The 23,765-nt window shown below is 51.6% G+C and carries 16 protein-coding genes; 5 read left to right on the top strand and 11 right to left on the bottom strand.

Going from position 1 to position 23,765, the window contains the following annotated elements; all coding sequences use genetic code 11:
- The first annotated feature begins 7 nt into the window (after positions 1-7).
- Positions 8-1,144: an AAA family ATPase gene (locus B5D63_RS06700; RefSeq protein ID WP_078667947.1), complete on the top strand. Its 1,137-nt coding sequence runs from the start codon at positions 8-10 to the stop codon at positions 1,142-1,144.
- Between the two features lie 4 nt (positions 1,145-1,148).
- Positions 1,149-3,623: a leucine-rich repeat domain-containing protein gene (locus B5D63_RS06695; RefSeq protein ID WP_078667946.1), complete on the top strand. Its 2,475-nt coding sequence runs from the start codon at positions 1,149-1,151 to the stop codon at positions 3,621-3,623.
- Positions 3,624-3,676: 53 nt separating this feature from the next.
- On the opposite strand, the gene B5D63_RS06690 is transcribed toward B5D63_RS06695, so the two are convergent.
- From B5D63_RS06690 to B5D63_RS06670, 5 genes are all read right to left on the bottom strand, one after another.
- Entirely contained in the window at positions 3,677-5,530 is a 1,854-nt protein-coding gene (locus B5D63_RS06690) for an outer membrane protein assembly factor BamB family protein (protein ID WP_078667945.1), read from the bottom strand.
- Between the two features lie 3 nt (positions 5,531-5,533).
- Positions 5,534-6,613, bottom strand: a complete 1,080-nt coding sequence (locus B5D63_RS06685; RefSeq protein ID WP_078667944.1) for an AI-2E family transporter — start codon at positions 6,611-6,613, stop codon at positions 5,534-5,536.
- Between the two features lie 142 nt (positions 6,614-6,755).
- Positions 6,756-8,276, bottom strand: a complete 1,521-nt coding sequence (locus B5D63_RS06680; RefSeq protein ID WP_078667943.1) for a RagB/SusD family nutrient uptake outer membrane protein — start codon at positions 8,274-8,276, stop codon at positions 6,756-6,758.
- Positions 8,277-8,289: 13 nt separating this feature from the next.
- Positions 8,290-11,718: a SusC/RagA family TonB-linked outer membrane protein gene (locus B5D63_RS06675; RefSeq protein WP_078667942.1), complete on the bottom strand. Its 3,429-nt coding sequence runs from the start codon at positions 11,716-11,718 to the stop codon at positions 8,290-8,292.
- A gap of 37 nt (positions 11,719-11,755) precedes the next feature.
- Positions 11,756-12,985: a FecR family protein gene (locus tag B5D63_RS06670; protein ID WP_078667941.1), complete on the bottom strand. Its 1,230-nt coding sequence runs from the start codon at positions 12,983-12,985 to the stop codon at positions 11,756-11,758.
- A 255-nt stretch (positions 12,986-13,240) separates the two neighbouring features.
- Here B5D63_RS06670 and B5D63_RS06665 point away from each other — a divergent pair, with 255 nt between their 5' ends.
- Positions 13,241-13,837, top strand: coding sequence for an RNA polymerase sigma-70 factor (locus B5D63_RS06665; protein WP_159455914.1), 597 nt, complete (start codon positions 13,241-13,243; stop codon positions 13,835-13,837).
- Positions 13,838-13,912: 75 nt separating this feature from the next.
- Here B5D63_RS06665 and B5D63_RS06660 read toward each other — a convergent pair whose 3' ends face one another.
- From B5D63_RS06660 to B5D63_RS06650, 3 genes are read right to left on the bottom strand one after another with little or no spacing between them, the layout of a single operon-like run.
- Positions 13,913-16,390, bottom strand: coding sequence for a zinc-dependent metalloprotease (locus B5D63_RS06660; protein WP_078667939.1), 2,478 nt, complete (start codon positions 16,388-16,390; stop codon positions 13,913-13,915).
- 29 nt (positions 16,391-16,419) lie between these two features.
- Positions 16,420-18,873: a zinc-dependent metalloprotease gene (locus tag B5D63_RS06655; RefSeq protein ID WP_078667938.1), complete on the bottom strand. Its 2,454-nt coding sequence runs from the start codon at positions 18,871-18,873 to the stop codon at positions 16,420-16,422.
- Between the two features lie 25 nt (positions 18,874-18,898).
- Entirely contained in the window at positions 18,899-19,549 is a 651-nt protein-coding gene (locus B5D63_RS06650; protein WP_143312787.1) for a hypothetical protein, read from the bottom strand.
- Between the two features lie 112 nt (positions 19,550-19,661).
- Here B5D63_RS06650 and B5D63_RS06645 point away from each other — a divergent pair, with 112 nt between their 5' ends.
- On the top strand, positions 19,662-20,480 hold the full coding sequence (locus B5D63_RS06645; protein WP_078667936.1) for a hypothetical protein: 819 nt from the start codon (positions 19,662-19,664) through the stop codon (positions 20,478-20,480).
- A gap of 43 nt (positions 20,481-20,523) precedes the next feature.
- On the opposite strand, the gene B5D63_RS06640 is transcribed toward B5D63_RS06645, so the two are convergent.
- The 3 genes from B5D63_RS06640 to B5D63_RS06630 form a co-directional block, all read right to left on the bottom strand.
- Positions 20,524-20,793 carry a YjhX family toxin gene (locus B5D63_RS06640; protein ID WP_078667935.1) on the bottom strand — a complete coding sequence of 90 codons (270 nt, stop codon included), beginning with the start codon at positions 20,791-20,793 and terminating at the stop codon, positions 20,524-20,526.
- Between the two features lie 14 nt (positions 20,794-20,807).
- Positions 20,808-21,356, bottom strand: coding sequence for a TetR/AcrR family transcriptional regulator (locus tag B5D63_RS06635; protein ID WP_078667934.1), 549 nt, complete (start codon positions 21,354-21,356; stop codon positions 20,808-20,810).
- Positions 21,357-21,474: 118 nt separating this feature from the next.
- Positions 21,475-23,031: a S41 family peptidase gene (locus B5D63_RS06630; protein ID WP_078667933.1), complete on the bottom strand. Its 1,557-nt coding sequence runs from the start codon at positions 23,029-23,031 to the stop codon at positions 21,475-21,477.
- 207 nt (positions 23,032-23,238) lie between these two features.
- Between B5D63_RS06630 and B5D63_RS06620 the strand changes: the two genes are divergently transcribed.
- Entirely contained in the window at positions 23,239-23,739 is a 501-nt protein-coding gene (locus B5D63_RS06620) for a DinB family protein (RefSeq protein ID WP_078667931.1), read from the top strand.
- The last annotated feature ends 26 nt before the right edge of the window (positions 23,740-23,765 follow it).

Here is a 23,765-nt window from a genome sequence, read left to right as displayed (position 1 = left end):
AAAAACTATGACAACAACGAAAACACCGCAATTCAACTACATCACCTACGGAACAAAAGTCAATGCCCAACAGGTGGAGAGAATGCTCGAACATGTAACCCATCAGCACTTTGACAACCCCGAACATGCCGGCAAACGCAGGCCTACCCCCGTTTGTATCTGGGGCCTGCACGGTATCGGCAAAACAGAAATGGTACGCGATTTCGCACTGCGCAAAGGCTACCACTTCACCTACATCGCCCCCGCTCAGTTTGAAGAAATGGGCGACCTGCTGGGGATGCCCAAAATATCACAGCTCACCGACAATGCCGCCACCCAATTTGTGGCGCCCGACTGGGTGCCCAAACAGAAAGGTCCCGGCATCTTCCTGATAGACGACGTAAACCGCGCCGACGACCGCATCCTGCGCGGTATCATGCAGCTGCTGCAGAACTACGAGCTGGTCAGCTGGCGCTTCCCGGAAGGATGGATCATCGTCCTCACCGCCAACCCCGATGGCGGCGACTATTCCGTTTCCACCATGGACGACGCTATGCTCACCCGTATGATGCACATCACCATGGAGTTTGACGTGAAAACATGGGCGCGCTGGGCAGAAAGCGCCGGCATCGATCCCCGCGGCATCGACTTCATCCTCACCTACCCGGAAGTAGTTACCGGCGCACGTACTACGCCACGCTCGCTGGTGCAGTTCTTCCAGTCGCTCGAAACCATCGCTGACCTGCGGGCCGACCTCGACCTGGTGAAAATGCTCGGCGACGGCTGCCTCGACGAAGCCACCACTTCCGCGTTCATCACCTTCGTGAACATGGACCTCGATAAGCTCATCGCACCGCAGGACATCCTCAACGCACCGAATTTCCCCATCATGGAAGCGCAGATCAAAGCACTGGTAGACGGGCAGACTAAACGCATGGACATCCTCTCCGTGATGATGACCAGGCTTACCAACCACCTGCTCAATATGAAAGAAGACCTCAGCGACAAAGCTTTCAACAACCTGAAAGCATTTATCCTGCTGGGCTTCATCCCCAACGACCTCCGGCTGGCCATGGCGCAGGACCTGGTGAACGCCACCAACAAAAGCCTTAAAAAACTATACAGCATACCCGAAGTAGCCAAGTTGCTGCTCGCCAAAATGTAATGTGATGCAAGACCTGAGTAAATACATCTACTACACAACGAATAAAGAACTGGAAATCCAGGACTCCAACGGAGAAATCAACGAACTGCCGGACGACATCTTCCTGCAATATCCCCACACAGAACATGCCACGCTCCATGTCAAAAATATGACCGAACTGCCGGGTTCCATTTATTCCCTGAAACAGCTGAAGTCCATCAATATTTCATGGTCCAAAATAAAAACGCTGCCAGCAGAAATCGTTCAGTTCCAACAATTGGAAAGCATCCGGCTCAACAACGGCAATATGGATGTCAACAAAGGATTACTATTGCTGGCGCAACTCCCGGCGCTTCGCTCGATTGACCTGAGCAACTGGCGGGGCAACGCTTTCCCGGACAATCTGAAGCTACTGAAGCAGCTAACACACCTGACGATCCACAATGATAAAATGACCGGGGCTATCCCGCAAATCATACCCCTGCTGGCAGCCTTGCCGGACCTTCAGGAGCTGGATATCACTGTTACCGGAGATGATTATTACCAGTTGTTGTCCTTGCAACATATGCCACTGCTGGACAAACTCCGTAAGATCGAGATTCGTTACAATGGCCTATGGCGCGCCGAACCGCACAGAACACCTTTGTGTGTGGCCACCACCCGGCGGGTACAGATACATTACGCCTTCCGGGAAACATTACCGGAATTCAGGCTGAAAGTAAAAGACAAAAACTACAACGACCAGCAGTTACAGTTGTTGTTCGGTATCCACCTGAAGGCAATCCCGGCGATCAATGCGTTGCTGCCAAACGCACTGACAAGCGCCATCGCCGCGCAGCAGCGTCCCGGCCTGTATTTGCTGGCCAGGCCCAAAGGAGAAAGCCAGAAATCCATCAGTGAAAAGCTGGAACAGTATGGTATTGCTGTCAACAACAAACAAACAGGCGGCAATACGATTGTGGTCATCGGCACCAATACCACCATGGAAGACCTGATGCCCTTACTGGACACAGGTTGCCAGGTCATCACCACCGACCAGCTCAACGAGGTGCTGATCAATAAAGACGATCACTGGCTGCTGCAGGACGACAACGAAGCTGCCAACACGCAGCTGTTGCGCCTCTTCACCTCCAATGACCCGGACAACTACCAGCTGGCCTTCGAGATCATCGAAACCGGCGGCGCCAACAAAATCATCCAGACGCTGCTGGCCGTGGTCATGCTGGCCCACCCGGATAAAACGATCCATAAAAAGGCAGAGAAGCTGTATGACAAATACGGCTCTCAGGCATTCCGGCAACACATAAAAAACAACAAAATGTCTTTGCGTGTAGGCGGCAACGTGAGTTCCAAACTGCAACGCGTCGTATCCAACAAGGATGTGGACGAAGTGATGTTCCGCCTGATGTACCAACTGGTGGCCGGCACCAACAATAATATCAGTAAGGTAAAGGCAGATTCCTTCAGCATGAAGGGCATTGAAAACATTACTCTTCCGCCTGAAATAGCGTTCTTCACACAGATCGCCGATTGGGATTTTGAAAACTGTAAAGGCTTCGATATAGCCACAGCCATTCCTATTTTCGCGGAGATGCCGGGTATAAAACACCTGCGGCTCAATGGCTGTCATATAGAGATACCGGCATCTATCGGCACACTCACGCAACTGCATACGTTACACATAGCGCATAACACGCTGACGGTGGAAGATTCGCTGCAATCACTGGTACACCTGAAATCACTGAATGTCACCGGCGTAAAACTAAAAAACTGGGACTGGTTAAGATCGCTGAAAAACCTGATGGGGCTGATGATAAGCAACAATCAGCTGACAGCCGTTCCCCAAGCGGTGTTTGACATGCAGCAACTGATCCTGCTCGAAGCGCGTAACAACAAGCTGACAGCCGTTCCCGAAGCGTTAACACGTCTACCGAAGCTGGACCAGCTGGATTTCAGCAGCAACCTGATCACCGCATTTCCCTATTTCCTGGGCAAATACAAATTATCTGAACTGCTGCTGCGTTCCAATAAAATACAGGAAGTAGATACCCGTCAGCTGGCCACGGTTTCAGGCGGGCAACCGATAGCATGGGAAAAACTGGACCTGTCGCGCAACGAGCTGTCTTCCTTCGAAATGACCCACTGTGAGTTCACCACGCGCGTATTGGATATCTCACATAATCAGTTGACGGAGCTTCACCCATCCATTTTCAACGCGCCGCTGACCGATTTTTATGGCCATCACAACCAGATTGCCGAGCTGCCGCCTATTGACAGCGGCTCCCGCTTTGGTGATTTCTGGATGCAAAACAACCGGTTGACCGAATTACCCGGGCAGATCGCTCATATTTTTATCAACAATGCTGACTTCAGTAACAACCAGATCAGTAAGATCCATCCTGACTTTAACTCACAGGCTGCCGGCAGTTATGCCAGATGGTACTGGAAAATGCAGAATAATCCGCTGCCTCCGGGTAAAAATGGTAGTTTTTTCATCTAAATAAAAAGAGCGGGCCATTAGAGAGGCCCGCTCTTTTCCTATATACTTTACGGTTAGTAACCGATACAAGCCAGTTTCCCGTCCATGGTGCTTACCAGCACTTTCCTGTTGCCAATAGGCAATACAGCATTTACCAGGCAGTTGGACAACTTATGTTTCCATAGCAGCGTATAGTCTTTCCGGTTAACCGCATACACTACGCCGGAGTGGGTAGGCGTGAAGATAATACCATCGCGCTCCACCGCAGCGGCAGGGTTCAGTTCATAGCCCATTTCGATGGGTGATTTCCACAGCAGCTGCATGGTATCCGCTGTGGCAGACACACCATACAGATTGCCATCCATCGTTTTAATGAAAGTCTGGCTGCTGTCTGCCGCCAGTCCGATCGATTCGCGCATTCTTACACCCGGCACGGTCTTACGCCAGATAACGTTGCCGGTCTGGCTGTCGAAGGCCGTCATGTAGCGGTCCGGCGCCACGATGAACACTTTACCCTGTGCGCCCACAGGGTAACAGGCCGCCGGGGAGAACATGCGGTTGGAAGCGCCATTGTTCCATTTCCATTTCAGTGTTCCCGTAGTAGCATCGAGGGCATAAAAATCGTTGCCCCAGCTGCCGAAGTACACATTGCCCTGGTATACCAGGGGTTTGTCTTCTACAAAACCTTTCACACCGGCAAATTCCCATACCAGTTTGCCGGTGGTTACATTGATAGCCCGGAAACGCCCGTCAGATGCGCCGATATAGGCGATACCGTTAGCAATCTCCGCACTGGCGACCACGGGTTTACCCGTTTCAAAGCGCCAGCGTTGTTTTCCGTTGGAAGCCTGAATACAATAGATGTAGTGGTCGGAAGAAGCCACTACGATATTGTCACCATCGACTACCGGGGTGGCATACACTTTACCGCCGGTTTTGAAGGTCCATTTCTTTTTGCCGTTGGCCGCCTGCAGGGCGTACACCTCGCCGGCGGTATTGGTAGAGATCACCAGGTTTTTGACCAGCGCCATGCCCGAGCCGATGTCGCTGTTGTCCTGGAAGGTCCAGAGCGCTTTCACCGAAGGGAATGAGTCGTTCATGGCATAGGACGGTCGTTCAAACGGCGCAGCATCATAGCGGGCATGGTGGCTTTTCAGCGGTTGAGCCGTCCACTGGCGGTTTTTGCCGATCAGCGGTGTTCGCTCTTCAAAAGTAGCCTGGCCGTTGGCAACCGTGATGATATTGTACCCTCCGATGCTGTCTTTCGCACGCAGGTTGGAGCGGCACATCACGCCGGGAATATTTTCGAAATCGAAGGTTTTATTGGCGTGACCGTGACCACAGAGGATCAACTGGATGTTGTGTTGTTTCAGGCGGTCGAGCGCTTCATACCAGTTATTGAGGTCTGCGTTTTGCGGGTAGTGATTGATATAAATAATCGGTGTGGTGGTATCCTTTGTTTTCAGCAAATTATCGAGCCACACTACATTTTCGCGGGGCACCTGTCCGGGCCCCATGCGCATATTAGGGCCGCAGTTGGTACCGATGAACCAGTAACCGCCATGCTTAAACGAAAAAGTTTCACTGCCGAACACGCGGCGGAAGGTATTGCCACCGCTTTCAGACCATTTAGTGTCGTGGTTTCCGGGAATGATGTGCCAGGGTTTGTTGAGGCTGTCGAGCAGTCGTTTGGCGAGTTGCAGTTCTTCATCCGCGCCGAATTCGGTGATGTCTCCGGAGATGATCACAAAGGCGATGGAAGGGTCCTGATTGATATCGGCTACGCTGCGCTGTACGTCTTCTGCAGCATGATCGCTGCCCACGTGGATGTCAGTCATCAGCGCAAATTTGAAAGCGTTTTGAGCCATTGTCACTGTCCGGCATAGGATAAGCACGGCTACGGTGCTCAGCAGGAAAAAATGTTTCATTATTTATTCTTTAGGTGCATAGTATTTGGTTTTTTCCAGCCAGGAGTTAAAGACAGTATAGAACACCGCCAGGATAATGGCGCCTTTGAACATGCCGGTGAACCCCCATGCGATCATGCCGCCGATAACTCCGAGGAAAAGCACAAGAAACGGAAGTTTTCCGCTTTTTGCAATGAGCACCGGTTTTAAAACACCGTCCAGTATTAAAACGCCGGCGCCGTAGATGGCGAGGAAGATGGCCCAGCCGGTGTGTCCCTCTATCGCCATCCAGATAACGAGGGGTATCCACACCCATAGCGGTCCTACCTGTATGAGCACCAGGAAGTAAACGACGGCCGCCAGCGCGAGGGCGAAAGGAATGCCGGCTATTTTGAAACCTATCCATGAAACAACGGCTGCGGCCAGGGCGGTGCCCATGACGCCGATAGAAACACCTTTCACTGCCTGTGCTGTGGCCGCCAGCAGGGCGTAGCCGTCTTTGTCGCCGAACATGTGGGTCATGGTGGCGCGTACCGGCCGCATCAGCCGGTCACCGCTGACCAGGAAAATGGCGGAAACGATAATGCCCAGCACCACCTGCAGGGCCATCCCGAGGATGCCCACGCCTGTCGTCACCACACGGTGAATACTGTGCATGATCTGCCGTTCGTAAATACCGGCCGTTTCCCTTGGGCGCAGCTGCAGCTCATGCCAGAACTGCGATACCTCTTTCCCTACCAGCGGCAGGTTAGTGATCCACACCGGTAAGTCCGGGATACCTTCATCTTTCGCCGATTCCAGCCAGTAACCGATTTCTTTCAGATGGTCGTTCACCGTGGACACCGCATAGGCAAACGGCAACGCCACCACCGCCACCAGCAGGAAGGAGTAGATAACAGCGACCAGCTTGCGCCGTCCTCCCAGCCACACGACTGCTTTTTCGTACAGGCCAAACAGCGACACGGAAAAAATGATGGCAAAAGTGAAGACGCCGAAAAAGACCTTCAGTACGTCGTACAAGGCATACATGAGCCCGAGCAGCAACAGCAGCACAATGATCGTTTCTATGATCCTCCGGGAGGTGGATGGTATTCGGGTACTCATATGTGAAAGTGGGTTTATGTCGGATACGATCAATTTACTAAAAGATCGGGGAATAAGCAATGATCTGTAAAGGTTAACAAACAGCAGCCCCGGAAACAGTGCTGTTTCCGGGGCTGCTGTCTAAGATGGGTGTCAGGACTACTTACCAGGTATATCCGGGATTTTGCGAAAGTCCGGGTGCATTCTGTATTTCAGCAGGAGGAATAAACAGCAGGAGCCTGGTATCGGACCACGGCTGCTTCTCCGGAATCCTGCCAAGCACCTGTGCAGCCTTGCCTGTACGTTTAAGATCAAACCAGCGATGCCCCCATTCTGCAAACAGCTCTATGCGTCGCTCCTGCATAACGGCATCCAGCACGGCGGTCCTACCCGTTGCGTTGATAGCCGGCAGCCCCGCCCGTGAACGGATGACGTTGAGGTCGGCCACAGCGCCGGCGAGGTTGCCGGTATGCGCCCGGGCTTCTGCCCGGACCAGGTATTGTTCGGCCAGACGCAACACGTTGTAATAAGGCGGCGGCGCCTCTCCAGTTGCCACCAGCCGTTGATATTTAGCGGCAAACCGGTATTTTTTCCCGTTCCACGGTGCGGCCAACGGAACGGTCAGGCTGTCCGTCCATTTGTCCAACCGCTTGTCGCCGGGCTCAAAGGCCTGTATCAGCCCGTCCGTCATGGAAAAGGAGGCAATAAACATGTAACTGTATTCTTCAAACATGGCAGGCTCCAGCATCATCTCCTGTGTGGCGGGGTCCAGTAAGGACAAACTGGCCTGTGGCATCAGCAGCCTTGGTTCTTCCATTACGGGGGAAACGGTGCCCTCGGTGGAGTGTTTCAGTTGCCAGATAGCTTCCGCACTGGAAGGACTGAAAGTCTTTTCCAAACCAGGCAGACTAAAAGCACCGCTGTTGATCACAACATCTGCCAGGGTTGCGGCTTCCTCCCACTTTTCCATATACAGGTAGTGCCTGGCCCACAAAGCTATAGCGGCATATTTGTTGGGACGCAGCTTCTCTCCTTTTGTGAGAGCGAAATTATCCGGCAGCAGTTGCGATGCCGCCCGGAGGTCTGCCGTGATCTGCTCCTGTACTTTCCCAATGGGCTGCCGCTTTTGTTCGGCTTCCTCCATGACTTTGGTGGACAGCGGCATGGGCACATCGCCAAAATTGACGGTCAGGTACAGATAACAAAAGGCACGGGCAAAGCGGCATTCCCCTTCCGCCTGCCGGCGGACACTATCGGTAATAGCGGGCGAGCTGGTTGTCTGTAACCCTTCCAAAATAGAATTAGACAGATAAATGGCCCTGTAAGCGGGGTTCCAGAATAGCGGCTGTACCAGCTCGTTCGAGAGCAACAGTTTGTTGGTAAAAAACTGGTAGTCCGCCGTATTGGAAACGCCTGCATAGGGAACCAACTCATCGGCCATCAGTCCGCCGTAAACGGTCATATGCCCGTTACTGAAAGCAGGCGTACCGGTGTTGGTCATCAATGTAAAATAGATGCCTGAAAGAGCGGCGGTAATCTTGTCGGGGTCGTTGAACACAACGCCGGTATTCACAGAATCTATCGGCGGATCGATCTCTATCAGCTTTTTACAGCCGCTGGCAGCCAGCAACAGGACGAAAAAAAGTATAGTGACAGTACTGCGTGTATGCGTCAGGTTTACCATAAATAACTTTGCTTTAGAAGGAAATATTACAGCCCAGCGTAACGGTACGGGTGCTGGGGATACCGTTCCGGATGTCAGGATCAACGCCTGCTTTGTAGTTGGTCAGCAACCACAGGTTGTCAGCGCTCAGGTTGAAAACCACCTGCGACATCCTCGCTTTAGCCACTTTCGCGGCAGGCATGGCCCAGCCCAGCCGCAGGCTGTTCATCCGCAGTATGTTCACCATTTCGTAACTGGCGTCTGAATTGGAAAAGCGGTCTGCCTCCGGCGAAGACACCGCCGTTACAGGAGGCAGCAAACCACCGGGCCTGTCTGGTGCCCATTGCCGCTCCCATTGCCAGTAACTCATATTCCTGGGCTCCGGCCCCCACATATTATACCCAATGGGCTTGTTGACACGCTGGAAACTGAAAGAGGGATTGATGCTCCAGTTCTTATACTGAAAAGTAGTCTGAAAGCCACCGCTAAAGCGGGGGTTCATGTCGAGGAATACGACACGGTCGTCGTCTGCCGTTCCGGGCGACACGCTATAATTGACGTTGATTTTGCCGTCGTGGTTGGCATCCAGATAATGCCCCTCGCCGGTAGCAGGGTCCCTGCCGAGGAAATGAAACACCGCCTGGTTGTTCAGTGGCTCCCCTATTCTGTACAGCGTGGCATAAGGCGACAGCTCAAGTCCGGGGTAAGACAACAGCTTATTGGATTGCAGGTTGAAGTTAGCGCTGACGTTCCAGTTAATGGTTTTTGTTTTCAGGACCGCGGCGGTAATCATAAAATCCCAACCGGCGTTCTGTACGTTCGCTACAGAGTTGGCCGTGATCGTATTAAAACCGGTAAATAACGGCAAAGGGTACCCGAGCAACTGATTGTCGCAGCGATTGCGGTACCAGTCAGCCACTACGTTGATTTTATCCCAGAGGTTGAACTCCAGCGCCAGCTCCAGCTTTTTATTTGTCTGCCAGTGGAACTGGTCGTTGGCCACAAGTGTTTCCATCAGCGGCGCCACGCCGTTATACAGCAAAGGAAAAGTCTTGATCCCGTTGGTGTACTGGGGATAAGCCCACTGCGACAGATACTGGTAGTCGCCCACACCGTCGCTGCCGGTGAGACCATAGCTGCCCCGCAATTTCAGGAAAGTCAGCGGCTTCGGTATAATGGTCCGGGCCCATGGTTCTTCGGTGATGATCCACCCTGCCGCCACGGCCCAGAAATTACCAAACTGCTTTCCGGGGCCAAACCGGCTGCTGCCATCCCGGCGGCCGCTCAGGCTCAGCATATACCGTTCTGCCAGGTTATAATCCACCGCACCGAAAACACCGACGTACTTATACTGACCACTGTTATTCTTCACCAGCAGGGAGGGGGCCGCTGCAAGTGCATTGATCATATCGTCGCTGAGGTAATTCATCCCGGAAGTATAGGTCGTTTTTGTGGTGTTAGCCTGATAGGTGCCGCCCCCCAGCACGTTCACCACACCGTTGCCAAAAGATTTGTTCCAGCGCAACTGCGGTTCTACGGTCAGGTTGTTAATGTTGGTGCTGCCCAGTGTATGCGTTCCCGTAGCTTCGGAGCCGCTGACTGCCTTAGGCGCTGCAGACGCTACCGGGCTCAAATAATCGAGATTGTTCACGGAAATATTGTAGCCGATCTGCGTGGCCAGCTCCAGCCCTTCGAATAAGGTATAAGAAGCGTTAAAGCCTGCGTTGATGCGATTAGTGGTGGAAACAGAGCGCTGCTTCAACCCCTGAAAGGGAAAATTTACATTTGCTCTTTTATAGGCGGCATAGTTCAGTTTACCAAGGCTATCGAAAGCATCTGCTTCATGCGGACGGAGGTCGCCCTGTGCCATTATCGATCCCAGGCCGGTATTGACAGAATTGATGTACAGCGCGCTGAAAGAGGATTTGAACCGGTTGTTCAGGCTGCGGTTATCGAGCTTCAGCAACACGCTGGCAGATTGCGCTTTGGTATTCACCGGGGTGATGTCTGTTTGTCGTGTATAGGTGCCCGACAACAGGTAGGAACTGCTGGCAGAACCACCCGACAACCGCGGGTTCACAGTAGTATATAAACCGGTGCCGCCATACATGTACCGCTGCCAGTTGGTGTACCGGGTCGTGTCCATCACAAACAGTTCCGGTGCATATCCGGGCTGGCCGGGCACTTTCGAGGGTGTAAGGCCGCTGTTGGCATATGCTTCCCTGCGCATGGCCAGGTAATCCTGCGTGTTCAGATAAGGCTGATATTTCACCGCCGCTTTAATACCCTGCGACAGGTTCAGGGAAAAGCGGTTTTTCCCCTGTTTGATTTTTTTGGTGGTGATGAGGATAACGCCATTAGCGCCACGGCTGCCATAGATGGCGGTAGCACCGGCATCTTTCAGCACCTCGATGGACTCAATATCGTTGACGCTGAGACCAAACATCAGGCTTAATCCCACTCCCATTCCCGACTGGTCGAGGCCGTCGGAGATCAGGTTGTTTTTACCGTTGAACATGCGAAGCCGCGCGACGTCCTGTTGCGACAGGTCCAGCACCGTTTGCGGCACACCGTCGATCACAAACAGCGGATCGGACGACACAAGGCCATTGATACCGTTCCGGCCACGCACCTCTATCTTTAACGGCGAACCCGGCGAGCTGTTGGCCCGCGTGATCTGCAGCCCCGGCACCCTTCCTTCAAGTGCCATCAGCGGATTCTGTACGGGCAGGTCCTGCAACTCTTTGCCTGATACAGTTACGATACTGCTGGTATTAAAGCGTTTGCTCGTCACACCATAAGCTTTCACCACCACTTTGTCCAGCATATTGTCTGCCGGCTTCATCACAATAGTGACGGTGGGTTTGAGAACAACCGCCTTGTATTTTTCATAGCCTACATAACTGACAATCAGCTCTTCTCCGGGATAGGCTCCCTTCAGTTCAAACTCACCTCTTTCATTGGTCAGCGTGGTTTTCTGGCTGTAGGATGTGGACACAGAAGCATTCTCCAACGGTGATATCGTCTGTCCTGACAATATTTTTCCCTTTACGGTAATCGTCACGGAATCCTTTGCGGACGAAGGCTTCTCCAATTTGTTCTTCTGCGGCGCCGTGTTGACGGACACCACTTTGTCCGTCACCTCATAACGATAGGTCGTGTGTTCAAAAATGCGTCGCAGGGCTGTGTTTATCTCCGCATTTTTCAGCGATACAGTGATCAGCGGGCTATTTTGCCGCAGATGCTCCGGGTATACGAAATAATAGCCGGTTTGTTTCTCCACCTCCCTGCACACTTTTTCAAGCGGCATCCGGGAGGTGTTTAAGGTGACGGTTTGGGCGGAAAGAGAGAGAGCAGGCAGCAGGGCGCAGAACAGCAGGCCGATGATCAGGCTGCGGCGGCGCATACTACCTCCCCGGGCGGCGTCGGAGCGCCGTCGGTTGACATTGTTCGGTTGTTGCATGTAACTAAACTTCGTTTAGATAATTGGTTGTTTTTTATCACGGCGCTACCGTGACTGTTTTTCCGGATATGCTGAAATGCACCCATCCGGTAGACTCTAATACTTTTAATACTGCGGATAATTTCATATTACGGGGGATCTTTCCCACAAACTGTTGTTCGATTTTTCCCTGGTATACGATCTCCACGTCATACCAACGGGAGATCTGTTGCATGATCTCTTCAATGCCGGCGCCTTCCAGCGAGAACAGTCCTTCTTTCCATGCCAGGGCGGCTTCGAGGTTAGCTGCACGTACCACCGGCGACATGCCGCGTGCGGCCACCACCTGCTGCGACGGCTGCAGGACCACCTGCCCGCCTTTTCCGGACACGCGCACTTTTCCGTTCACCAGGGTGGTAACATTATTTGGCTGGTCAGCATAGGCGTTCACGTTAAAGGCTGTGCCCAGCACGGTGATGTCGGTAGGCTGTTCACCACCGGTCTTCACAAGAAAATGTTTATCAGCCTGCGGTGCTACTTCGAAATAAGCTTCGCCGCTCAGTTCCACCACCCGCTCCTGCCCGGTGAAAGCGGTCGGGTAGCGCAGCGAAGAAGCAGCGTTGAGCCATACCCGCGTGCCGTCCGGCAACACTACCTGATACAGTCCGCCACGGGGAGTGGTGATAGTATTAAATACGACAGCCGCCTCTTTGGCCGCACCCACTGGCTCGTATTGCAATGTTCCCTCAGCCGTCTTCTTCACTACTGTCTGTTGCTGACGGGCAAGTGTTCCGTTAGCAGCACTGTCCAGCGCGATGATACTGCCATCGGCCAGTTGCAGGATGGCCCTGTTACCGCCGGGGAGTGCTTCTCCCTGATAACGTGCTGCGATCGGCAGACTATCCAACGGCCGGGGCGCGTAATGTTTCCACAACATGCCGATACCTGCCAACATCAATACCGCAGCCGCTGCAATGCGCCACCACGACATCTTCCGGATAACGGTTTCTTTTTGTGGAGCGATGGTGCCGATCCGGTCCCACACCTCCTGCAGCGCAGCCTTTTCATCCACCTGCTCCATGGCCAGCAACGCTTTCTTAAGTGCAGGCCACTCCTGTATGCTTTCATAAAACTGCCGGGCCGCTGGTGACTGCGCTGCCAGCCAACGCTCCAGCTCCCCGGCTTCCGCCGCGGTAATACGCTGTTGCAAACGGCGGTGCAACAGTTCCGCTATCCGCTCCATAGTGTCCAGCTGCCGCTGGTCCTTCTCTGATAATGATATCGACAAGTTGTACTGCTTTTATACCTGAAATTTTACCGGCGCGCAAAATACTATGGCCTTCACACATTTTCAGCCCGTTCACATGACAATAACAATTTCACTGCGCCTTCTGCCGGTATTGTCTCTAAAACACGGTGACTGATAGTTTGAACTAGTCCACCCAAAAAAAAATTTCCGTTGGGCGCATAGCTTGCAGGTATCCGCATATTTGCTTAGTTTAGCCCGCCTGGGATGGTCTATCAACCAATACCGTTTATTGTCATGGAGAGTCTAGATAATCTGGAAGCAATCATCCCTGCGTTTCAACAAGGGAATCCACAAGCTTTCGACGCTTTCTTTAAAGCACACTACAAAGCGCTGGTATTTTTTGCCGGACAACTGCTTGCCGACGCCGCTGAGGCGGAAGACATCGTAAAAGACAGCTATGTCAAGTTATGGCACAGACGTGCCGACTTCGACCATCCCGGGAGCATCCGTGGCTTTCTGTATACATCCACCCGCAACGCCTGTCTCAATCAGTTGCGCCACCGGAAAGTGAAAGACCATTACACCCGTGAAATGATGTACCTGGAAGACCAGCAGGAAGACGACTATGTACTGCAGCGAATGATCCACGCCGAGCTACTGCAGTCCATTCACCGGGAAATAGCGCTGTTACCCGTTAAGCGGCAGCAGGTATTCCGGATGATATACTTCGAAGGACTGCGGCTGGAAGAAATAGCTGAACAAATGGGCATATCCGTTTTTACGGTGAAGGAGCATAAAGCCAAAGCGCTGGCACAGCTCCGGCTGCGGTTCACAGATGAACAACTCATGGTATTTTTCCTGCTGGCCGGCGGCGCTCTCCTGAAAGCATAATTCATAGAAAGCCCCGTGGATAAACATCCACAGGGCTCATCATCAACTATTGATTTATGCTTATGAGAAAAAGTATCAGCCATTTTTGGCCATCAGTGTAATCTTTTCTTGCAGCGATATCAGATGCGCTTTGGTCATTGCGTCGGCCGCACGGGGCATAGCCCGGCTGATCATGGCTGCCACCGCGCGTATATCGGCACTGGCGATGGAGGAGGCTTCCGACTCGCTCACCGTTATTTTGCTTTCCCGGGTGATCTTGTATAAAGCACCGAGGTATGCTTTCTGCATATTGCGATGGTAGGCATCGATCTTCACGCTGTTGTTGCTGAGATCAGACCAGATACCCTGATGCAGCATCGTCATATAAGCTTCAATGCCCAACGTTTTGGCAGCGCCATAACGACGTTCCAGCATCATCACGTAATTAATCCGTTTCACATCCAGCAGGCTGTTCACGGCATTGATCTGCATCAGGTCTACCGGCGTTTGTTCGGCGGGGTTGTCAACACGGTCTGTTACAGCCGGGTCCAGCAACCAATGGGGCGTGTTGAACACCTCATCGTTGAAGAACTTTACAGCTGCCACCTGCCGGGCTTTCGGCACCGGAACATAAGACGGACGGTCGTCTCCATCGGGATATACCGTATAATGCACCGCTGCAATATTTTTTGCCACATGCACCACATAACGGTGGAACTGCTGCATCACATTGTCATACATCGTTTTCAGCGCTGCCCGCTGTCCGTTTTCCTCCCGGGTCCACTTGCGCAGATTGACCATCACCCGCTTCAGGTTTTTGATGCCATAGGTACCTGCTTTGGCGGCATCGTCTCCCAGGTCTTCTGTCTGGCAGCGCGGGTCAATCTGACGGGTCTCGCCATCACCAAACCAAAGGCGGTTATTGGCATCCAGGCGTTTCGTCACCAATTGGCCCATGATGCGGCTGTCTTCTGCAGCAGTAGGCGCCCCTACTATTCTGTAGCCAAATTCGATGGCCCATTTATCATATTCACCGATGCGGGGAAACAGCAGTTCCTGCGGTATCCGGTCTTCAGGCTGGGCAACATAGTTGAACCGGGCGTAGTCCATAATGCTGGCCGTATGACCGTTTTTACGCAGATAGGTGATGCTGCGCAGACTATCAACCGGTGTCTGGCTGCTGCTGCCGAAATTGTGGCGCAGGCCCAGGGTATGGCCTACTTCATGACTGGACACAAACCGGATCAGCTGTCCCATCAGCTTTTCGTCGAACTTAGGCAGCTGCGCCTGCGGATCGTTAGGACCGGCCTGCACCATGTACCAGTTGTGCAACAGGTCTATTACATTGTGATACCAGCCGATATGGGTCTGTATGATCTCTCCGCTACGGGGATCATGGGTATTGGGACCATAGGCGTTGGAAATTTCCGAGGCAAAATAATTGATAAAAGAATAACGTACATCTTCCGGATGCATGGTCGTATCGTTTTCCGGCCATTCTTTGGCCACAATGGCGTTTTTGAAACCCGCCTGTTCAAAGGCCGCCTGCCAGTCGTTTACCCCGGCGATCAGGTAAGGGCGCCATTGTTTGGGCGTAGCCGGATCGATATACAATACAATTGGCTTTACCGGTTCCACCAGCTCGCCGCGTTTGTATTTTTCCATGTCTTCGGGTTTAGGCTCCAGCCGCCAGCGATGTATAAAATTCCGTTTGGTCACCTTCTGCTGGTTATCGCCATATTCCATAAAATAGTCTGAAAAATAACCCACCCTCTGGTCTGCAAACCTGCGCTGCAGTGGTTTTTCAGGCAGCACTACAAAAGAAGTATTGGTTTCCAGGGTGGCCGGGCGGGAAGGGGTCGGCGTCAATCCTCCTGTCGGCTTGGTGGCACCGTTCTTAGAAACCGCGATTTCTATATTTTCCGGGAAAGCCATAATAGACTGTACTTCCAGGTCTTTCATCGTTTTTACATCCAGCGCTTTTTTCAGGCCTTCATGACCGTCACCGGAGTTAACGAAAGCGGCTGGGTCCCGCAGGAATTTGCTGACATCGATCACATAGCTGGCAGAATCTTTTCCATATGCCTTAATGGGGAAAGACACCAGTTCCGGGTTCAGATTGGATTTTACAACAGCGCGGTAGATATTGCTGGCGGAATCCGCATCACTGATGACCAGGTTTAAACGGACACGGATCGTCTCATTGGCCCCTTTTTCAAAGATCACGGTGTGATTGTCCAGCTCTTCACCAGCGTAGGCGCCCGTGCCGCCCGGCGCTTTACGGATGCGGTTCACCACCAGGATGTCCCGGCCCAGCAGCGGGGCGCCTATTTCGAAAAAGATACTGTCCATTTCGCGGGTGGCATGCACGGTAAAAAGCCCTTTTTGTGTTTGCAGTCCGGGGGTAATCACCGAAGCATAAGGCTTCACACCGTTTTTATTGGCTGTCGCCACAGGCTTCACAGCTGGCGCCGCCGGAGTGGCCGCCGTTTTTTTCTTCTTTTTGTCTCCACCTTTAAACACCGCACAGGAAGCCATCACAGCGAGAAATGGAATATAGAGATAACGTTTCATTTGTGAATATGAATGGTTTTAGTAGGTAATCAATTTTTATACAGAGAAGATGACAGGCGTTCGATCCTTTCCTGCAGGTCAGCCAGGTGAGCGGCCACCACGGCATTGCCCGCGTGAGGCAATGCTTTGTGGACCACGTCCGCTATTGTCTTAATTTCTGTGACGGCAACCGTCACGGCATCCGATTCGTTCACCTCTCTTTCTTTATGCATCAGGAGGCTAAAGAGTGCGCCTACATAGGCTTTCTGCATATTGCGGTGATACGCGTCGATGTGTACGCTGCTGCTGTCAAGTCCCTGCCAGATGGTACTTCTTACCATCGCCAGCAACTCCGCTGCCTGCAGTGTTTTATCGGCGCCAAAACGTTTAGTCAGGCTTAACAGTCTGTTGAGCTTCGTGGGCGACAACAATAAACTGACAGCTTTGACCTGCATGTCTTCAATATAGTCGGACGTATAAGGCAGCTGGCATTTGTTCAGCACAGCGGTATCCAGCAGCCAGTCCGGCGTGGTAAACAGTTCCCTGTTGGCATAGGTTACTGCTGCGATTTGTCTTTCTTTTTCCACCGGAACAAAGGAGGGTTGATCATCGTCATCGGAACGGGGAGTATACCATACGCCGCCGATGTTGTTCCCCACATGGTTGAGATAATTGTAATACTGGCCAAGCAACAGGTCATACATCCGAAAGAGATTTTCGCGGAAACCGCCCTCTTCGGCTGCCCATCGGGGCAGGTTGGCCATCACCCGTTTCAGATTGCGCACACCCAGCGTACTGGCTTTCACGTTATCATCGCCCAGGTCTTCCGTCTGGCAGCGGGGATCACCGGCTTCCGACTCTCCATCTCCGAACCACAACCGGGGATTGGCCGCCAGGCTATCTTTTGCCAGCCGTGCCATGATGGTGGCATCTGCCTCCGGCGTGGCCGCGCCGGTCAACCGGTAGCCCCATTCAATGGCCCATTTATCGTAATCATTCACCCGGGGAAACAGGAGCCTTTGCGGGATGCTGTCTTCCGGTTGCGCAACATAATTAAACCGGGCGTAGTCCATAATACTGGCCGTATGGCCGTGGGCTTCCAGGTAGGTAATGCTGCGCAGGCTGTCTACCGGCGTACAGCTGCTGCTGCCGAAGTTATGGCGTAGTCCCAGTGTGTGCCCTATCTCATGGCTTGATACAAAGCGTATCAGCTGCCCCATCAGCACACTGTCAAATCCGGGAAAGCGGGCCATAGGGTCGTTTGGACCGGCTTGTATCTGATACCAGCCTTGCAGCAGTTCCACAATGTTGTGGTACCATCCGATATTGGTCTGTATGATTTCACCGCTGCGGGGGTCGTGGATGTTAGGACCATAGGCGTTGGTGATCTCCGATGGCAGATAGTTGATAAAGGAGTAGCGTACATCTTCCATATGCATGGTGGTATCATGCTCCGGCCATTCTTTTGCGGTGATGGCGTTTTTGAATCCTGCCTGTTCAAAGGCTGGCTGCCAGTCGGCAACGCCCTGGATGAGGTATTTCCGCCATTGCTTAGGCGTGGCCGGATCAATATACAATACGATGGGGTGGGCAGGCTCCACCAGTTCTCCGCGGAAATAACGTGCGCTGTCTTCCGGTTTGGGCTCCAGCCGCCAGCGGTGGATCAGCTCCTGTTTTTTTACAATCTGCTGTGTATCGCTGTATTCAATAAAGTTATCAGTAAAATATCCGACCAGCTTATCGGCATAACGTGGCTGCATCTGCTTTTCCGGCAAAATCACAAACGACGTGTTTGTTTCCAGCGATGCCGGCGAAGGGAGCTTACTGTACAGGGTTTTATCGGCCACGCCATTTTTGGAGATGGCAATTTCCACGTTGGAGGGATACGTCCGTATGTCCGTGACAGCATGGTCTTTCATGGATTTTACTGTCAGAAAGCTATTGATCTGCGCCCCTTCCGCGTCATTCACGAAACTGGCGGGATCTTTCAGCAGCGCGGTCATGTTCACTACGAAGCTGGCGCTGTCTTTTCCATAGGCCAGGATGGGCAGCACCGCCAGTACCGGTTGGGTATTGGAGACTGTCACCGCGCGATGGATAACCTGTGAAGTGTCTGCGCGGCTGGAGAGGTTACACTGCTTCAATAGTAACGTCCCGTTGTTTCCCCGTTCAAAAAATATAGTCGTGTTAGTGAGTTGTTCCCCTGCATACATTTTCACGCCGCCCGTTACTTTCAGGATACGGTTGATTGTGAGGATGTTTTTGTGCAACAGTTTTTCCCCGACCTCAAATAATACCGTGTCCAGTTCTTTGGTACTGTGAACGGTGAAGAGGCCATGTTGTGTATGCATCTCCATGGTGATCAGCTTGTCGTAGGGTTGTACCCCGTTTTTTCCTGTAGGGACCTGCTGTTGGGCGGGTTGGGGTCCCTTCCTGCCGCTTTTTTTAAACATGGCGCAGGACGCCATTACCATTAGCAATGGCAGATAAGCATAGCGATTCATTAGGCGATAAAATTGATATTGGCGATTAGTACACCTGGTGAAGGCAGTCCTTTACCGGGATATCCTGTAATAGTTGCCTGTCGGGTATTCCGGTGGCAGGCAGTTGCAGCAGCAGACTGTCATTTACCAGCAGCCCGTCTGTTTTTTGTACATATGCCTCCATAGAGGCGATCCATTGTATGTAACGGTCTGCCCGGCTGGCGGTGCTGTCATCCCACACCAGCACCACCGGAAAAACGGCGGTTGCCGCCTGCACCTGGTAGGTTGCCTTTTGGGCGTGGCCGCCGTTGTTACGCAGGTCAATGACAATGCCGGTGTGACGTGGGGCCCATTGATGAATCAGTGCGGGGGCCAGTAACTGGTAACGGTTTATCAGCTCGTTCGCCTGTTGGTCAGCAGATACATCAGGAAGTGACAAGGCGAGAAATTTAGCAGGCCTTCCGTCCGCCTGCCACTCAAAATAACGGGGGGTAAAAGGAAATCCCGCCAGGGTCCCCGGGAGATGATTTTCGTCCCGGTCTTCTCCCAGATCAAGGATATGCTGGTCGGGCAACATACTTCTGGCAGGCATTTCCCGGCCTCCCGGCGCTGTATGCCGTGATCCGCAACTGCACAGCAGGGCATATAACAACAAGTATAGTCCTCCCCGCCTGCAACAATTCTTTCTAAGCAGCATTTAATGATAATTATTTAGCCATTAAAACACGGAGGAAGGATATATGAACTAGTGCGCTGGAAAATTTTGCAAAAAATTTCAACATTCACTGTCATGTTATATATTTGAATGAATGTTGACCTTAAAGAAATTTCTAAAATACAGCCTCTTTTTCCTGGGCATCATAGCCGTGCTGCTGCTGTTCGTGGCAGGATGTTTTTGGGTGAGTACCGAACAAAGACGCCGGCAGGCGGTCGAAGACGAAGAAAAATACAGCAAACAATGTGATTCCGTCATCACCGTTACGGAGCAACCCGAAATTAAATTTTCAGGGTTTCAGCAAAAAGAAATCCGGCAGCTGCAGTTTAAAATCCTGCGCAACGGGCAGGTTGTTCAGGATACACTGGTAAAAAGTAATTTTTCCTATATCTCGGATGACAGCATGTATTGCTCCGTGAAAATCCCTTATCCGGTCTTTCTGAAAACGGACACTATTGTCGTCACCACCGGAGGAGCCCTCCACTATTACATTTCAGGCTATCACCATGGCGCGTATCTGCATTATGGCATGATGGGGTATGTAGGCAGTCATGACTGCCGGCTGGCAGAAGCAGTGGTGATCAACAATGAGCCGGCGCCCTACGGGACGCTCGTTAAAAATGACGGATGGCTGCATCCCGAGAAAGATATCCTTAAACAGATCATTCTTCCCCAAACACCGGCATTTGACAGTATTTCCGGGAAAAGCCCAGTTTCATATGAAAAAGCGCAGGAAATCTTCGGTAAAAACAAGCGCAACAAACATCTTGTTTCACAGATCCTCTACCGGATAGAGATGGGGGAAGAGGGCGGTTTTTATGTTTTCGGAGAAGAAGATGAGAACAACCGTCATCAGGTGGATATTGTCAAAATCAATATGCAGACAGGCGCCTGCAGCCGGGAGAAAAGATAATCCCGGAAACAAACGATGTTGCTTCCGGGATATGTCGTATAATTCAGAGGGCGTCATTACCGGCCCGGGTGATGTTGTAAGGGCCGCCATCTATACTGGCGATGAGCCTTTTGTTTTTGAGCCTGCGGAACATGTCGAGGTCGCATTTCTCAAGCCAGCTGCCTTCCGCGCTGAGGCACATTACTTCCGTTATTTTTCCTTTTTCATCCCGTTCGAAGATGACCCTCCCTCCTCTGGATAGCGCTTCCAATACTCTTCTTTCCGGTTTGGATATATTGACAATTTTTCGGTCTTTTCTTTTCAGGGGATTCATGCTGTATGTTGTTGTTACACATGAACAGCGTCTTCCAGCAATTTTTGTAATGCGGCGGTCCGCTGTTCTTTTGTGAAGGGTGTTTTGTAATACACCTCATATAGCTCCAATCCTTCCAGTGCGGCCCATATCAGCAGCGCCCTGACGGGGTCTTTTACTTCAGCGGCGATGCGCTGCCAGTAACGTTCGTAAAAGTCCGCGTATAAATCTGTAATGGGCGGTTCCTCCATGGCGCCGGCGTTGAACATTCCTTTCCATAACCGGATCAGTTCGCCCGACGGGTGCGCGATGGCACGCAGAAAGCCCGTCAGCACCGGGTTGTTGCCATTAGGTGCTTTCGCAATTTCTTTTTCTATGATCGTCTCTGCCAGGGCCAGTGTATCCGCTATCATCGCCGTTACCAGGTGGCGTTTGGTAGGGAAATTATGGGTAAGTGCCCCTCTACTGGCCCCTAACCTGACAGCAACAGCCTGGAATGAAAGGTGATGAGCGCCTTCCTCCTGCACAATCTGCCGGGCGGCAGTGGTGTACTGCTCCCGGGTAAACTGCCGTTTTCTGCTCATAATAACTGAATTAAGAAACAGAACGTTCTGTTTCTTTTTCAAAGATAGGGATTTCCGGGAAAAACAAAAAGCCTTACAGTTCAAAACTGCAAGGCTTTAGATCTATTAATGATGTAAACTACTGCTTCTTTTCACGGATAAGCCGGAGCACATGCTCCATCTGGGAATCCTTCCGGTTCATATAGTCCTCGTAGGACTGCCATACTTCATGGTCCGGCATAATGCCTCTTCCCTCCGGCTGCATGGGCTTTACAGGGGCGTCCTGTACCACATACATGATAGAAAACTTTGTCTTGATTTTAGAATGCGGTAATTCATACACCACGCCGGCGTGTCCGTTATGGCAATAATATCCGCCTACCGTTTCAACGCCAACAATGGTCACATTTCTGGCGTACGCCCTTACCAGTGATGCCAGGTGAGAGGCCGCCGAAGCTGTATTCTCGTCGATCATCAGGTATAAATGCCCTTTATACGCCGGTTGTTTGGGATGGTAAACAGGGTTATGGGCGCTGTCCTGGTAACTTTTCCCGTTTTTGTACGGCAGGAGATAGCTTTTCAGGAATGCTCTGCCTGCCTTCACTTCTTCCGGGCCCCATTTGCTGTCGGTGCTTACGCCCCAGAAATACTGCATATACGGAATAGTATCACGGTCGAAATTAGCATAGGCAGATATGTTTTCTTTAAAAGGATGGTCTGTCAGGTACATCATCGGTTGCTCGAAAGTAGGATCGCTGCCGCCGGGATTGCTTCTGATGTCCAGGATGAGGTTCGGTACAGCGTTTTTGTCCAGCGTCTGGAACACACTATCAATAAAACGGACATATCCCGGGAACCTTGGATCATCCGCTCCGTCTGCCATACTGAAGATGCGGAAGCTGAGCAGGCCGGTAGCGTTGTCCACCATCCGGAAACTGTATTTCGGCTGTACGTTGTAATCTATCAGGCTATCCACCGCAGCGCTGTAACGATGCGTCAGGTTTTCCTTACGGGTAGTCAATGTAACGGCCGGCAGGGTAATCGTCTTTACTTCCTTGCTGTAGGGCGGGTTGAAAGTAACGGTAAAATTGTCCTTCACACCATACTCTATCATATAACGGTAATTGAAGGAACGGTGTACGCTTCCGGTCCATTTCTGTGTGGTGTTAAACCCGTCAGCCGTGAAGTATTTATAGAACGACTGCATCAGGGTGGTGTCAGGCACACCGTTAATGCTTAATACCCGGGAGCCCGCAGGTATCTCCGTTGTTTGATGGTTGAAAATGATATTACCTTGAATATACTTCAGATCGTAGGGGAAATAACCACGCTGACGGTTATAAAAATCCATCAGGTCTTTTCCCACTTCGGTGTAGTTGTGGCAGCTGCCTTCGAAATCAGTCAACCGCAATATTACCTTGAAGTATTCAGTAGTAGTCAGCGGCTTCCTGATCTCTCTGAAAGCCACTTTATAAATACTGTCCACCTGCTTTTTGGTGCGATAGCGGTATAACCCGGAATTGGCTTTTTCCCGGATATCGCGAAAAAGCAGCAGGTCTTCCTTCATCTCACGGGTTGTGAGCACTCTGTTGTAGATTTTCAGGCTGTCGTCCGTTGCCTGTGGTTCTACGGACGCAGTGGCCGCTTGCAAGGCCACAAATGGTGACAGCAAAAACAATAAGAACAATTTTCTCATAAGTTATTCTCCAGTGGCAAATATTGGTTGATATAATTATTGCAAGCTACGAAACTAATTGTGATATCTTTTCTTGTCCTCCTGCCAATTTTATCCTCCTGCCGGTCTATCAAACGCGATTTCTTTTGCAGGAAGGTCCTGTTTTTCCTGTAAATTGATAGGAAAATAATTAACTTTTGACCTGAATAACCTTCTAAATAACACTTCATGATACAGACTATCCGGGAAAGCTTATGGAACCAGTTTGGCGGCAGCATCGACATGTTGACCAATGCCATTTCCGCTTACCCTGAAAACCTTTGGAACGAACAGAAGAAGTTCTTCTATATCTCCTATCATGTGTCAGTCTTCCTGGACTATTATTTAACCATTCCCGCAGGCCCGCTCTCCTCTCCACTTTCATTCACCCTTAGTGAAGTGATTCCTGTTGAGGGCATCGACGACATCGTTCCGGACAATATTTACAGTCAGGCGGAAATACTCGCCTATCTGCAGGCCAGCAGAAAAAAATGCCATGACCTCATTTTTAACATGACGGAAACTGATTTCACGCAATTGTGGGTAGAAGTGGAAAGCAATAAAATAATGCCTGTTTTTGAACTGTTCCTGTATAACATGCGCCATGTTCAACATCACGCAGCACAGTTGAACATGATACTGAAAAAAGACACCGGCAATGCGCCGGATTGGGTGAGAGCGGCAGGGTGAACCTATTGGGATAGTCTTGGGGTTGG

Origin of the sequence: Chitinophaga eiseniae, from assembly GCF_900167135.1 — a bacterium.
Lineage (GTDB): Bacteria > Bacteroidota > Bacteroidia > Chitinophagales > Chitinophagaceae > Chitinophaga > Chitinophaga eiseniae.
Note: the sequence above shows the minus strand (reverse complement) of the source record. Positions and strands in the feature narration are given on the sequence as shown.